Raw genomic sequence first — 12,906 nt, 5'->3', positions numbered from 1 at the left:
AGTTCTATCGCTCCGCCGGCCGCTTCGGGGCCGGCGGGGCCGCCGCCTTGAAGGGGCACCCAAATGAACCTCTCGAAGTTCTTCATCGACCGGCCGATTTTCGCCGGCGTCCTCTCCGTCCTGATCTTCCTCGCCGGCCTGCTGGCGCTGCGGGCTCTGCCGATCTCGGAATATCCCGAGGTCGTGCCGCCGACCGTGGTGGTGCGCGCGCAATATCCCGGCGCCAATCCGCGCGTCATCGCCGAGACCGTCGCGACGCCGATCGAGGAGCAGATCAACGGCGTCGAGGGCATGCTCTACATGTCGAGCCAGGCGACGACCGACGGCGTGATGACGCTGAACGTCACCTTCAAGCTCGGCACCGACCCAGACAAGGCCCAGCAGCTGGTCCAGAACCGCGTCTCGCAGGCGGAACCGCGCCTGCCCGAGGAGGTGCGCCGCCTTGGCGTCACCACCATCAAGAGCTCGCCGGACCTGACGATGGTGGTGCACATCACCTCGCCGAACGGCCGCTACGACATGACCTATCTGCGCAACTACGCCGTGCTCAACGTCAAGGACCGGCTGGCGCGCATCGACGGCGTCGGCCAGGTCCAGCTCTTCGGCTCGGGCGACTATTCGATGCGCGTCTGGCTCGACCCGCAGAAGGTCGCCGAGCACGGCCTCTCGCCCTCCGACATCGTCCGCGAGATCCGCGCCCAGAACGTCCAGGCCGCGGCGGGCGTGATCGGCGCCTCGCCGAGCGGGCCGGGGCTCGACCTGCAGCTCTCGGTCAATGCGCAGGGCCGCCTCGCCAGCGAGGAGGAGTTCGGCGAGATCATCGTCAAGACCGCCGCGAGCGGCGCGGTCGTCCGGCTGAAGGACGTCTCCCGTATCGAGCTCGGCGCCGCCGACTACGCGCTGCGTTCGCTGCTCAACGGCAAGTCGGCGGTCGCGGTGCCGATCTTCCAGGCGCCGAACTCGAACGCCATCGCCATCGCCGACCGGGTCCAGGAGACGATGCGCGAGATCAAGCAGAACATGCCTGAGGGCGTCGACTACTCGATCGTCTACGATACCACCCAGTTCGTCCGCGCCTCGATCAAGGCGGTGATCACCACGCTGCTCGAGGCGATCGCGCTGGTCGTGCTCGTCGTCATCGTCTTCCTGCAGACCTGGCGCGCCTCGATCATCCCGCTCGTCGCCGTGCCGATCTCGGTCGTCGGCACCTTCGCGGTGATGTACCTGCTCGGCTTCTCGATCAACGCGCTCTCGCTGTTCGGCCTCGTGCTGGCGATCGGCATCGTCGTCGACGACGCCATCGTCGTGGTCGAGAATGTCGAGCGCAACATCGAGAACGGGCTGTCGCCGCGCGAAGCCACCTACAAGGCGATGCGCGAGGTCTCCGGCCCGATCATCGCGATCGCGCTCGTCCTCGTCGCGGTCTTCGTGCCGCTCGCCTTCATCAGCGGCCTGACCGGCCAGTTCTACCGCCAGTTTGCGCTCACCATCGCGATCTCGACGGTGATCTCGGCGATCAACTCGCTGACCCTGTCGCCGGCGCTCGCCGCATTGCTGCTGCGCGGCCATGACGCCCCCAAGGATGCGCTGACCCGCGGCATGGACTTCCTGTTCGGCTGGTTCTTCCGCGGCTTCAACCGCTTCTTCAACCGCTCCTCGGAGGCCTATGGCGGCGGCGTCACCCGCATTCTCGGCCGCAAGACCGTGATGCTCGTGGTCTATGCCGGCCTCGTCGGCCTGACCGTCGTGCTCTTCCAGAAGGTGCCGTCAGGCTTCGTGCCGGGCCAGGACAAGCAGTACCTCGTCGGCTTCGCCCAGCTCCCCGACGCGGCGACGCTCGACCGCACCGAGGACGTCATCCGCAAGATGGACGCGATCGCGCTGAAGCATCCCGGCGTCGAGAACGCGATCTCCTTCCCGGGCCTGTCGATCAACGGCTTCACCAACTCGTCGAACGCCGGCATCGTCTTCGTCGGCCTGAAGCCTTTCGACCAGCGCAAGACGCCCGAGCTCTCGGGCAACGCCATCGCCATGCAGCTCAACAAGGAGTTCGCCGGCGTCAAGGAGGCGTTCATCGCGATGTTCCCGCCGCCGCCCGTCCAGGGCCTCGGCACCATCGGCGGCTTCAAGCTGCAGATCGAGGACCGCGCCGGCCTCGGCTACAAGGCGCTCGACGAGGCGACCAAGGCCTTCATGGCCAAGGCGGCCGTGGCGCCGGAGCTCGCCGGCATGTTCTCGAGCTTCCAGGTCAACGTGCCGCAGCTCTATGCCGATATCGACCGCACCAAGGCGCGCCAGCTTGGCGTTCCCGTCACCGATGTCTTCGAGACGCTGCAGATCTATCTCGGCTCGTCCTATGTGAACGACTTCAACAAGTTCGGCCGCACCTACACCGTGCGCGTCCAGGCTGATGCGCCCTACCGCGCCTATCAGGAGGACATCGGCAAGCTCAAGGTCCGCTCGAATTCGGGCGAGATGGTGCCGCTCTCGGCCGTGCTCAACGTGCGCACCGATTCCGGCCCCGAGCGGGCGATGCGCTATAACGGCTTCCTCAGCGCCGACATCAATGCCGGCCCGGCCCCGGGCTTTTCCTCGGGCCAGGCGCAGGACGCGGTCGAGCGCATCGCGGCCGAGACCCTGCCCAAGGGCTTCGCCTTCGAATGGACCGAGCTGACCTATCAGGAGATCCTGGCCGGCAACTCCGCGCTCCTCGTCTTCCCGGTCGCGATCCTGCTCGTCTTCCTGGTGCTGGCGGCGCAGTATGAGAGCCTGACCCTGCCGGTGGCGATCCTCCTGATCATCCCGATGGGCCTGATGGCGGCGATGGCCGGCGTCTGGTGGAGCGGCGGCGACAACAACGTCTTCACCCAGATCGGCCTCGTCGTCCTGGTCGGACTATCGGCCAAGAACGCCATCCTGATCGTCGAATTCGCGCGCGAGCTCGAATTCGAGGGCAGGACGCCGGTCGAGGCCGCGATCGAGGCCAGCCGCCTGCGCCTGCGGCCGATCCTGATGACCTCGCTCGCCTTCGTCATGGGCGTGGTGCCCCTCGTGCTCTCGACCGGGGCAGGCGCCGAGATGCGCCAGGCCATGGGCATCGCGGTCTTCGCCGGCATGATCGGCGTCACCGCCTTCGGCATCTTCCTGACCCCGGTGTTCTACGTGCTGATGCGGAAGTTGTCGGGGAACCGGCCGCTCAGGCAGCATGGGGTGGAGGGGAAGGGGGAGATGGCTGAGGCGGCGTAGTGTGTGGCCGGCGGGGTTGCGGGTGGCCGCGACCCCGCCGGCGTTTGCCTTAAGGCATGGCCCTGTCATGCCCCAATGCATCGCGGGGCTCAGTTGTCTTGGGTTGGCTGCAATGATGATGCTATTCGAGCATAACATTTCCGGCATCGCCAAGTTGGCGTGAAGCGCCACGAGCCGACATCAGCACTCTGCCTGGAAGAGAATGTTCCCGGCTCTTGCGCTGGCGTACTTGAGCGCGCGCGGATCGACGTTCGTGAGATGCATGGAGTGGCCTCGCCAGAGGTTGCCGGACGTTGCCCTTGGCCGGTCCTTTCTCTTTTCTTCCCGAAGACGCCGCTGCGTTTGAGCGTCAGCGCCACTGGAACCTCCGATCCGTGAGGGAACCTTTCTTTCCCGATCCCGCAATTTTCATTTCATTCTTCTTTCCCTTGCGGCAGCATGATCAAAGCGATGCGCTTTCCTGCTCGGGGCGCAGCCTTGGGGGAGAACGAAGAACATGGCGCACGTCACGTTCATTCATGGGATCGGCAACAAACCGGCCGCAGACAAACTCCTCGAGATCTGGCTTCGCAGTCTCGCGGCCGGACTCGACGGCATTAATCTCGGTTCCGAGGGGATCACGTCGTCCATGATTTACTGGGCGGATGTTCTCTACGCCGAGCCTGATACCAACGTTTCCGCCTATGAGAGTCTCGAGGCGAACACCCCCAAGGAGGTCGACGCTGACGCGCATACGAGGCCGCCGGTGCCGGCGACTGTCGACGAAGCGGCCTTCATCAGCGGGCTCGCGATGAAACTGGGTGGCACATTGGCCGCGGCCGAAGCCGTTGAGGCGATGCCGACCAACCGGCAACTCGAGGGACTGCCATATGAGCGAATTCCGCTTCCATGGCCGCTCAAGAAGGCCTTCATGGAAACCTTCCTGCGCGACGTGCACCACTATCTGTTCAACGTCGAGTTCTCTCCGCGCCCGGGAGTGAAGTACAAGGTCCAGGATGAAATCCGGCAGAGATTTCTGAAGGCTATTGCCGAAGGCGGCGGCAAAAGCGGTCCCCATATTGTCGTGAGCCACAGCATGGGTACCGTCATCGCCTATGACTGCCTGAAGCGGGTGCTCAAGACGAAAGAGGTCGACGGCCTGATGACGATTGGCAGCCCGCTCGGCCTCGACGAAATCCAGGACAAGCTGCGGCCGGAATGGACACGGGCCGACGGCTATCCGTCCAAGAAGGTGAAGGGGGACTGGATCAACGTCTTCGACAGGCTCGATCCGGTCGCCGGCTTCGACCCGTTCTTCAGCAACGACTATCAGTTCGGCGGCAAGGCGCGTGTCGACGATGTCGAGGTTACGAATTCAGGCGTATGGCGACATGCCATTGTCAAGTATCTGCGAGCACCCGCGCTGCGAGGTGGCCTTGGCCGGCTGCTGCAGCTGTGAGGAGCCCGGCCGATGACAGAGTTTAAGACCCAGCCACCGTTGGCGAACCAGATTCAGACGTTCAACGCCCCCGAGATGGTCTCCGCGGTGGAGCACCTTGCCGAGCTGGGGAAGCCGGAAGTTCTCGGCGCCGTGTTCGACTTCATCAAGGACAAGAAAATCGGGGAACTCATCCCGACCAGATTCCAAGTCCAGAAGCTTCTTGATGGTGGGTTGAGCGGAGGCGCCGCCACTATCGTCGGCCTGGCGCAGCAGCATGACCCCGATGGAAAGATCACCGGCGCGCTGCAGGCTCGCGCCTGGAAGGAGCTCGCGTACTATTCCTCAGATCTCGGAGCCAGTGGCGCCAAGGACGCCATCAAAAACGCGATGGCGAGCTATCGCGAGCAATATCAGTCCAATCCGGAAGCGCGAATCCGCTCGGGCATCAACCTGATTGGCCTCGCCACATTGGCACGACAACTCGACATCCCCGTTCCGGACGATATCGACAGGGTGAAACTGGCAACTTCGGTCCTCGCAGATCTGAACAAGACACCTCAGGCTGCGCGCGACCCCCAGTTTCACGCCTCCCGCGCGGAGGCTTTTGTCGCTCTGGACGATATCAACGGTGCTCAGATCGAGCTCGGCAAGATCGCGCAAGACCCGAATACCTCCGCGGAAACACTTGGCGCCGTCACGCGGCAATTGCGCCACCTATGGAGGCTCGGCGAGAAGAGTGAGCAGGGCGCCGGTATCATCCAGTCATTGGGCGCAGCCATACTCATCCGGGACTTCGACGTTGCCCGCCTCCCGGTCGACGATGTTCGCGCTCTCGCGGAACAGCCCGCGCCGTCCAATGACCAGCTCGAGGCCATTCTCGGCCGCGACGGCCCACTGTCGTACCAGTGGGTGAAGTTGGGCATGGAGTGCGCGCAGTCGGTCGGTGTCATGCGGACTGCAGCGCGGCGCTTTGGAACCGGCTTCATCGTCAGGGGCGGCGATATTGTGCCTTCCCTTGGTGATGAGCCGTGCGTGCTGACGAACGCGCATGTTGTCAGCAACAATCCGAGTGACCGAGCCGAATCTCCCGACAACGCTGAGATCGTTTTTGAGGCGGCGGACAAGGATAGAGGCCATGGCTTCACGGAGATTCTTCGGTCGTGGCCGAAGGAAAATCTGGATGCCACATTGCTGCGTTTCAATGGCGAGGCACCGAAACTGAAACCGTTGTCGTTTGCCAAAAACTTGCCGCTACCTGACGGAACGCAGCGGGTCTACGTTATCGGCTATCCGAACGGAGGAGAGCTGTCCTTCTCGCTGCAGCACAACACGCTCATCGATCATGAAGGACCGCCATCGGGTAAGCCCGTCGATAGTTCGGTTTGCCGGGTTCAGTACACCGCGCCGACCGAGCATGGGAATTCCGGTAGCCCGGTGTTCAATTCGCAGAATTGGCGCGTCATTGCCCTGCACCATGCAGGCGATGCCAAGGCTATGAAGCGGCTGAACGGTCGAGAAGATAGCTGGCCCGCGAACCAAGGGATCTGGATCCAATCAATCTGTATAGCGGGCCAAAACTGACGGACTGCAACTACAGGGTGATGCCCCGGACTATGCCGCAAGGGCGTCGGCTGCATTGACCCGCTCTACATCAGGACCGAGGTCCGCTTCGATCCCGCTCAGCTGCCGGCGCTCGTCGGCGAGTTTAACCCAAGAAACCGGAGGCAGGTCGACGCGCAGCCACCTAATTGCGGCCGGAAATCCGACATTGGATGCCCAATTAGGGCCGGCTTGGCCGGGCAGCCCATCGTCAGGCCGGGCAGCCCATCGTCAGATTGAACAACCCAAAACCAGACGTCACAGACGTCCATAATGCGCTGGAATCGCTCCAACTCTACCCGCCCTTTTCACCCAAGGCCGCACCACCCCCTGTTCCGCAAACGCACTCCGCCCGCTCTCCTTGCACTTCTTGATCCCGGCGCAGGCGATGGTGAGCCGGCGCCTCGGCCTCAAGACTCAATGAAGGCCAGCGGCGTGCCGTTGGAGAGCCCGCTGGCACTGAGGCCCTACATCGCCCGGTCGGCGATCTGCAACGCGTCGCGCCTTCGTGCATGGCGGGGCTCTCGTCGTTCACGCTACAACGGCACATCGCCTCGGCCATGGCCCTGCAACACCGGGCGGTCACGCGGAGGGAAGGGGGCCAGCCGGTCCTGTGCGGGATGATGCGGATGCTCGGGCGCGAATTCGATACCGGCGATGCCGAGGGGCTGCGGGGCTGTGCAGCCTCTTCGGCGACCACGATCATGCCTGAGCGCGGCGGGAGGGCAGGTCCTTGACCGGCATCGCATCCAGACAGGCCCGCCCAAGGGCCATCGCGGCAGGCGCCCTGATCGCCGGCGCGCTTGCCTGCGCCGCGCCCTCGGCCGCCTCGGCACGCGAGATGCGCCTTCGCTACGACGTCACGGTGCTGGGCGGGGTTTCGCTCGGCGAGGTCGAGGTGACGACGATGCTGGATCGCGCCGGCTATCGCATTGAGATCCGCACGCGCCCCTACCGGGCGGCTCAGCTTGTCGGGGCGGCGGAGCAATCCGGCAAGGTGGAAGGCCGCTGGGGCCGTAGCGGTCCCGAGCCGCGGCTCTATGCTGCGAACGGCTCATGGCGCGGCCGGGCCTATGCCAGCGAATTGCACTATCAGCGCGGCGTGCCGACGATCCGGCGGCAGGAGCCGTCGAACGAGGACCGCGAGGCCGTCCCGCCCGAACTGATCCGCGGCACGGTCGACTCGCTCTCCGGCGTCGCGGGGATGCTCAGGAAGGTGGCGGAGACCGAAGCCTGCGACGGCTCGACGGCGATCTATGATGGCCGCCGCCGCTCGCTCGCGGTCATGACCTCATCGGCGAAGCTGCAGGTCAGCGACCAAGGCACCTTGAACGGCCGCGGGCTGCGCTGCGGCTTCACCGTCCGGACGATCGCCGGCTTCCGGCATGACGATGATCGCGAGGCGGCGATGCGGCCCTTGAGGGGCTCGGTCCTGATCGCGCTGCGCGAGGGCGGCGAGTTTCCTGTGCCGGTGCGCTTCGAGGTCGAGACGCGCTGGTTCGGCACGGTCGCGGTCCAGCTCGCCGGACCTCCCGTCTCAGCCGATTGAGAGCTTGCGGTCGGTCAATTGGATCGGCTCGCTTGATCATATGTGTAGTTACACATATCATCCGGCCATGACCGCGACATTGGCCGCTGCGGAGATCAGCGAAAGCTGCTTCTGCATGAACCTGCGCAAGGCAGCGCGATTGATCGCGCGCCGCTATGACGAGGCCTTGCGCCCGCTCGGCCTCACCTCCGGCCAGTTCTCGATCCTCGCGGCGCTGCTGCGGCCGGGACCGGTGCCGCTCGGCGCCTTGGCGGATGTGCTCGGCATGGAACGCACCACGCTGAACCGCAATCTGCGGCCGCTGGAAAAGTTGAAGCTGGTCGAGACGATTCCCGATCCGGCCGATGCCCGCGTGCGTGGCCTGCGCCTCACCGGAGCGGGGCGGGAGATGGCGGCCAAAGCCGTGCCGCTCTGGCAGCGCGCGCAGGAGGAGGCGAACGGACGGCTGGGCGGGGCCGACTGGCCGGCGCTGCGCAGCCAGTTGCGCGCGCTCGGGTGACGACTAGCCGTCGGGGTGACTGCGACCAGATATGTGTAATTACATCTAACTGCGGAGGGTCACATGGCAGAATTGAGCAGGGACGAGGCGCGGCGGATCGGCAGCGCCATCCTCGTCATTCTGGCGATCTGGGGGAGTGCGGTCGCCATAGCAGCGGCGGCCAGGCTGATCCATCCGCTGCCGACGCCGCTGATCGGCGCCTTCATCGCGGTGACGATCATCCTGCCGATGCTGGCCTATGCCGCCTCGCCCAAGCTGAAGGCCTTTGCCGATCAGGTCGGCCACCGCCCGATCGTGCTGTTCCACATTTGGCGTATCGGCGCAGCCCTGCTGTTGTTCTGGTACGGGTTCGCGGGTGCCTTGCCAGCCGGCTTCTGGATCCCGGCCGGTGTCGGCGATCTCCTCGCCGGCCTCTTCGCCATCCATGTCCTGACGCAGCCCGAGAGCCGGGGGCGCTATCTCGCCTTCCATCTCTTCGGCCTCGCCGATTTCATCGTCGCCGTCGGAGCCGGGCTTTACTTCTCGTTGCGCAACGACCCGTTGATGCTCCCGGTTGCCCTGCTGCCGCTGGCGCTGATCCCGCTCTATGGCGTCGGCATATCGAGCGTGAGCCATCTCGTGGCGCTCGACATGCTGCGGCGGGGAACCGGCATGGGTGCGACGCTGTCCGGGCGCCGGCGATAACGCTCAGTTCGCCGACTTCACCCAAGGCCGCACCACGCCCTGTTCCGCGAAGGTGCTGCGGTTGCTCTCCTTGCGCTTCTTGATCTCGGCGCGGGCGATGGTGCGCAAGTGGACCTCGTCCGGCCCGTCGATGAAGCGCAGGGCCCGGCCCCAGGAGTAGATGAAGGCCAGCGGCGTGTCGTTGGAGAGCCCGCCGGCGCCGAAGACCTGCATCGCCCGGTCGGCGAGCCTGGTCTGGAGGCGCGTCGCCGCGACCTTGATCGCCGAGACCTCGGTGCGCGCGGCCTTGTTGCCATGCTTGTCCATCATCCAGGCGGCGCGCAGACAGAGCAGGCGGGCCTGGTCGATCTCCATGCGCCCTTCGGCGATCCAGTCCTGGACATTGGCGTAGTCGGAAAGGTTGCGGCCGAAGGCCTTTCGCTCCAGCGCGCGTTCGACCATCAATTCGAGCGCGACCTCGCATTGGCCGATCGAGCGCATGCAATGGTGGATGCGCCCCGGCCCGAGCCGCGCCTGCGCCAGCGCGAACCCTGCGCCTTCCTCGCCGAGCAGGTTTTCCGCCGGCACCCTGACCTCGGTGAAATCGGTCTCGGTGTGGCCCTCGATCGAATAATGGTTCAGCAGCGGCAGGTTGCGCATCACGCTGAGGCCGGGCGAATCCATCGGCACGATGATCATGCTGTGGCGCTTGTGCGGATCGGCCTCGGGCCGCGGATCGGACAGCCCCATCACGATGCAGAACTTCACGTTGGAGTGCAGCGCCCCGGTCGTCCACCATTTGCGGCCGTTGATGACGTAATGGTCGCCGTCGCGGATGATCGTGGTCTGCAAATTGGTCGGGTCGGAGGAGGCGACGCCCGGCTCGGTGATCCCCACGCAGGAGCGGATCTCGCCGGCGAGCATCGGGTTCAGCCAGCGTTCGCGCTGCTCAGGCGTCGCGAACATGTGCAGGATTTCCATGTTGCCGGTGTCGGGGGCGTTGCAGTTGAACACCTCCGACGACCAGTAGATCCGGCCCATGATCTCGGCGAGCGGGGCATATTCGAGATTGCTCAGCCGCGTGCCGGGCTCGTCCGGCTTGAGCGCCGGCAGGAACAGGTTCCACAGGCCTTCCGCCTTCGCCTTGGCCTTGAGGCCGTCGATCAGCGCGGTCGGATAGCGCCCGGCCTCGACCTCGTGCTTCCAGGCGGCGTCGGCCGGCTGGATATGGGCGTCCATGAAGGCCTGTAAGCTGGCGCGCAGCTCCTCGACCCTGGCCGAATAGGCGAAATCCATGGTGCTCTCCTCAAGCCTTATGGCGTCATGCTCGGGCTCGACCCGAGCATCTCAGGCCGGAAGAAGCGCCGGTCAGCGCCCTCTCGTCCAGAGATTCTCGGGTCTGCGCTTCGCTTCGCCCGAGAATGACGGCAAGTCTCAGCCCTCACGCCGCGCCCTCGACCAACGCTTCCGCCCGCTCGGCAAAACTCTCCGCCATCGCGCCGACCGCGACGGCGTTCTCGGCGGCGGCATTGCCCGTCTTGGCCCGTGCCGCGATGCCGTCGAGGATGACGGCGAAGCGGAACAGCGAGAAGGCGATATGGAAGCGCCCCGGCCCCTGCGCCCGCCCGGCGGCGGCGCAATAGCGGTCGATATATTCGTCCTGCGTGGGTATGCCGAGCGCCTCGCGATCGAGCCCGACGATGCCGGCATACATCGACGGCGTCGAATGCCAGGGCAGGCAGGAGAAGGCGACGTCGGAGAGCGGGTGGCCGAGTGTCGAGAGCTCCCAATCGAGCACCGCGACGATCCTCGTCTCAGCCGGCGCGAACATCAGGTTTCCGAGGCGGAAATCGCCATGGACGATGCTGGTCTCCGGCGTCTCGTCGAGATTGGTGCCGAGCCAGTCGATCAGCCGGTCGATTGCCGGGATTTCGCGCGTCCTGGTCTCGCGCCATTGCCGGCCCCAGCGCGCAAGCTGGCGGGAATAGTAATTGCCGGGCTTGCCGAAATCGGAGAGGCCGGCGCCCTCCCAGTCGAAGCCGTGCAGCGCCGCCAGCGTCTCGGCCATGGCGAAATACATCGCGCGCCGGTCATCCGGCGTAACGCCAGGCAAAGCGGTGTCATGGAAGACGCGGCCGTCGAGCCGCTCCATCAGGTAGAACGGCGTGCCGACGACGTCGTCCGTCTCGTGCAGCAGCAGGACGGGCGGCACCGGCACGGCCGAGCCGGCGAGCGCCTTCAGGATGCGGTATTCGCGCTCGACCGCATGGGCCGAGGGCAACAACGGCCCCGGCGGCTTCTTGCGCAGGACGAGCCGCGTGCCGGCATCGGGATAGGAGACGAAGAAGGTCGGGTTCGACTGGCCGCCGCTGATCCGCTCGATCGCCATGGGTCCGTCGGCTCGCCCGGGCAGAGCGGAGCGCAGGAACGCATCCAGCCGGGCGGGATCGAATTCGGGCGGGGCGGAAGAGGCAGCCGGCATGCTCGGCATATTCGGAGGCAAGGGCGGGGAGGTCAACGCGACATCGCTCACGCCTCGCTGCCGCCCTTCACCCGGACGACCGAGACCGAACACAGCGCCTCGGCGACGACCTTGGTCGAGACGCTGCCGAGATGGCGGCGCACCGGCGAGGAGGAGCGGGCGCCGAGCACGATGTGGTCGATGTCGTTGTGCTCGGCATAGCGCAGGATCGCGTCAGCGGCGCTGACCGCCTCGATGACATGGTAGCTGACCCGGTCCTCCGGCAGATGCAGCGGGCGCGCCCAGTCCTTCAGCGCCACGAGCCGGCCGATATAGAGCGAGCGGCCCTCGGCATCGACGGTCCTGGTCTCGCCGATGATCTCGGTCTTGAGCACCGTCAGGCATGCGAGGGAGGAGTCCGGCCGCGTCGCCAGCAGCCGGCTGGTCTCGGCCAGGATCGCCGCCGCGAGCGCGTCCGGTCCCTCGGAAAGATCGACGGCGGTCAACACGATCGACGGGCCCGCCTTGCGCCGCGCCACCGTCGGCGCGCCGGTGACCTCGGCTTCGTCGCGCTTCTGGAACAGGTCGACCAGCCGCTTGCCGAGGCTGCGCTCTTCCTCAGTGCGACGCTTGCGCGAGACGGTGACCTGCTCGGGATGGCGCAGGTCGAAGGCGAGCTTGGTCGCGTCGGCATAGCGCCGGCCGCGATCGACCTCGAGGCAGCGCGCGACGATCTCCTCGAGCCAGGCCGGTGCCTGCTCGTTGATGGCGCGCAGGGGCTTGGGCGCGTGATAGAGCCGCCGCTTCATGCCGGGCACGGTCCTGGGCCGGCCGAACGGCTCCTCGCCCGATGCCATCTGATAGAGCAGGCAGCCGAGCGCGAAGAGGTCGCTCGCCGGGTCGGAGCGCTCACCCAGTACCTGCTCCGGCGCGATATAGGCTGATGTCCCCATCGGCTCGGAGCTCTCCTCGCCGAGCAGGTCCGGCAGTTCGGCATGGCGGGCGAGGCCGAAATCGAGCAGCACCGCTCCCTTCTTCGTCAGGATGACGTTCTCGGGCTTCAGGTCGAGATGGGCGACGTGTTGCCGGTGCAGGGCGGCGAGCGCCACCGCGATGGCGATGCCGATAAGCTGGACCTCTGAGAAAGGCAGGGGCGCCTGCTTGATCCGCTCGGCCAAGCTCTCGCCGGCGACGAAGCCCATGGCGATATAGGGAATGCGTGCGAGATCGCCGGACGCGACAAAGCGTGGTACATGCGGCCCCGACAGGCGCTTGTGGATCAGCACCTCGGTCTCGTAGCCGACGATGGCCGAGACGTCGGCGCCTGGATCGAGCACCGGGATCTTCACGACCAGCGGGCCGGGATGATCCGAATGCATGGCCCGCCAGAGCGTCGCCATGCCGCCGGCCTTCAAGCGCTCGCCGAGCATGAAGCCGTCGATGACCGAGCCGGTCCCGAGCCGTTCCAT

9 protein-coding genes are annotated in these 12,906 nt (G+C 65.9%); 6 read left to right on the top strand and 3 right to left on the bottom strand.

All coding sequences use genetic code 11. From position 1 onward, the window contains the following. Positions 1-63 precede the first annotated feature (63 nt). The 6 genes from BLM15_RS10735 to BLM15_RS10710 all read left to right on the top strand — a co-directional run bounded on the left by BLM15_RS10735 (position 64) and on the right by BLM15_RS10710 (position 8,997). The gene (locus BLM15_RS10735; RefSeq protein ID WP_126112738.1) at positions 64-3,246 is read left to right on the top strand and encodes an efflux RND transporter permease subunit; all 3,183 of its coding nucleotides are present in this window, start codon (positions 64-66) and stop codon (positions 3,244-3,246) included. 496 nt (positions 3,247-3,742) lie between these two features. After that, a complete protein-coding gene (locus BLM15_RS10730; protein WP_126112737.1) occupies positions 3,743-4,684 on the top strand; it encodes a hypothetical protein in 942 nt (313 codons plus the stop codon). 12 nt (positions 4,685-4,696) lie between these two features. Continuing rightward, positions 4,697-6,247: a S1 family peptidase gene (locus tag BLM15_RS10725; RefSeq protein ID WP_126112736.1), complete on the top strand. Its 1,551-nt coding sequence runs from the start codon at positions 4,697-4,699 to the stop codon at positions 6,245-6,247. A 751-nt stretch (positions 6,248-6,998) separates the two neighbouring features. Then, positions 6,999-7,814 carry a DUF3108 domain-containing protein gene (locus tag BLM15_RS10720; protein ID WP_126112735.1) on the top strand — a complete coding sequence of 272 codons (816 nt, stop codon included), beginning with the start codon at positions 6,999-7,001 and terminating at the stop codon, positions 7,812-7,814. A 67-nt stretch (positions 7,815-7,881) separates the two neighbouring features. Beyond that, positions 7,882-8,313 carry a MarR family winged helix-turn-helix transcriptional regulator gene (locus BLM15_RS10715; RefSeq protein WP_126112734.1) on the top strand — a complete coding sequence of 144 codons (432 nt, stop codon included), beginning with the start codon at positions 7,882-7,884 and terminating at the stop codon, positions 8,311-8,313. A 63-nt stretch (positions 8,314-8,376) separates the two neighbouring features. Then, a complete protein-coding gene (locus BLM15_RS10710) occupies positions 8,377-8,997 on the top strand; it encodes a permease (RefSeq protein ID WP_126112733.1) in 621 nt (206 codons plus the stop codon). Between the two features lie 3 nt (positions 8,998-9,000). Here the strand turns inward: BLM15_RS10710 and BLM15_RS10705 are convergent, their stop codons facing one another. The 3 genes from BLM15_RS10705 to BLM15_RS10695 all read right to left on the bottom strand — a co-directional run bounded on the left by BLM15_RS10705 (position 9,001) and on the right by BLM15_RS10695 (position 12,906). Continuing rightward, positions 9,001-10,272 (bottom strand): acyl-CoA dehydrogenase family protein, encoded by a 1,272-nt coding sequence (locus BLM15_RS10705; RefSeq protein WP_126112732.1) that lies wholly within the window; start codon positions 10,270-10,272, stop codon positions 9,001-9,003. 145 nt (positions 10,273-10,417) lie between these two features. Continuing rightward, the gene (locus BLM15_RS10700) at positions 10,418-11,458 is read right to left on the bottom strand and encodes a phosphotransferase family protein (RefSeq protein ID WP_126112731.1); all 1,041 of its coding nucleotides are present in this window, start codon (positions 11,456-11,458) and stop codon (positions 10,418-10,420) included. Positions 11,459-11,505: 47 nt separating this feature from the next. Further along, entirely contained in the window at positions 11,506-12,906 is a 1,401-nt protein-coding gene (locus BLM15_RS10695; RefSeq protein ID WP_126112730.1) for a bifunctional serine/threonine-protein kinase/universal stress protein, read from the bottom strand.

Source organism: Bosea sp. Tri-49, from assembly GCF_003952665.1.
Classification (GTDB): Bacteria; Pseudomonadota; Alphaproteobacteria; order Rhizobiales; family Beijerinckiaceae; genus Allobosea.
This window is presented reverse-complemented; position numbering and strand designations above follow the sequence as displayed.

Bases quoted from the DNA above. Each gene is read 5' to 3' on its own strand.
- BLM15_RS10705 (WP_126112732.1), bottom strand. From the start codon at position 10,272: ATGGATTTCGCCTATTCGGCCAGGGTCGAGGAGCTGCGCGCCAGCTTA.
- BLM15_RS10695 (WP_126112730.1), bottom strand. From the start codon at position 12,906: ATGGAACGGCTCGGGACCGGCTCGGTCATCGACGGCTTCATGCTCGGC.
- BLM15_RS10715 (WP_126112734.1), top strand. From the start codon at position 7,882: ATGACCGCGACATTGGCCGCTGCGGAGATCAGCGAAAGCTGCTTCTGC.
- BLM15_RS10735 (WP_126112738.1), top strand. From the start codon at position 64: ATGAACCTCTCGAAGTTCTTCATCGACCGGCCGATTTTCGCCGGCGTC.
- BLM15_RS10700 (WP_126112731.1), bottom strand. From the start codon at position 11,458: ATGCCGGCTGCCTCTTCCGCCCCGCCCGAATTCGATCCCGCCCGGCTG.
- BLM15_RS10725 (WP_126112736.1), top strand. From the start codon at position 4,697: ATGACAGAGTTTAAGACCCAGCCACCGTTGGCGAACCAGATTCAGACG.
- BLM15_RS10710 (WP_126112733.1), top strand. From the start codon at position 8,377: ATGGCAGAATTGAGCAGGGACGAGGCGCGGCGGATCGGCAGCGCCATC.
- BLM15_RS10730 (WP_126112737.1), top strand. From the start codon at position 3,743: ATGGCGCACGTCACGTTCATTCATGGGATCGGCAACAAACCGGCCGCA.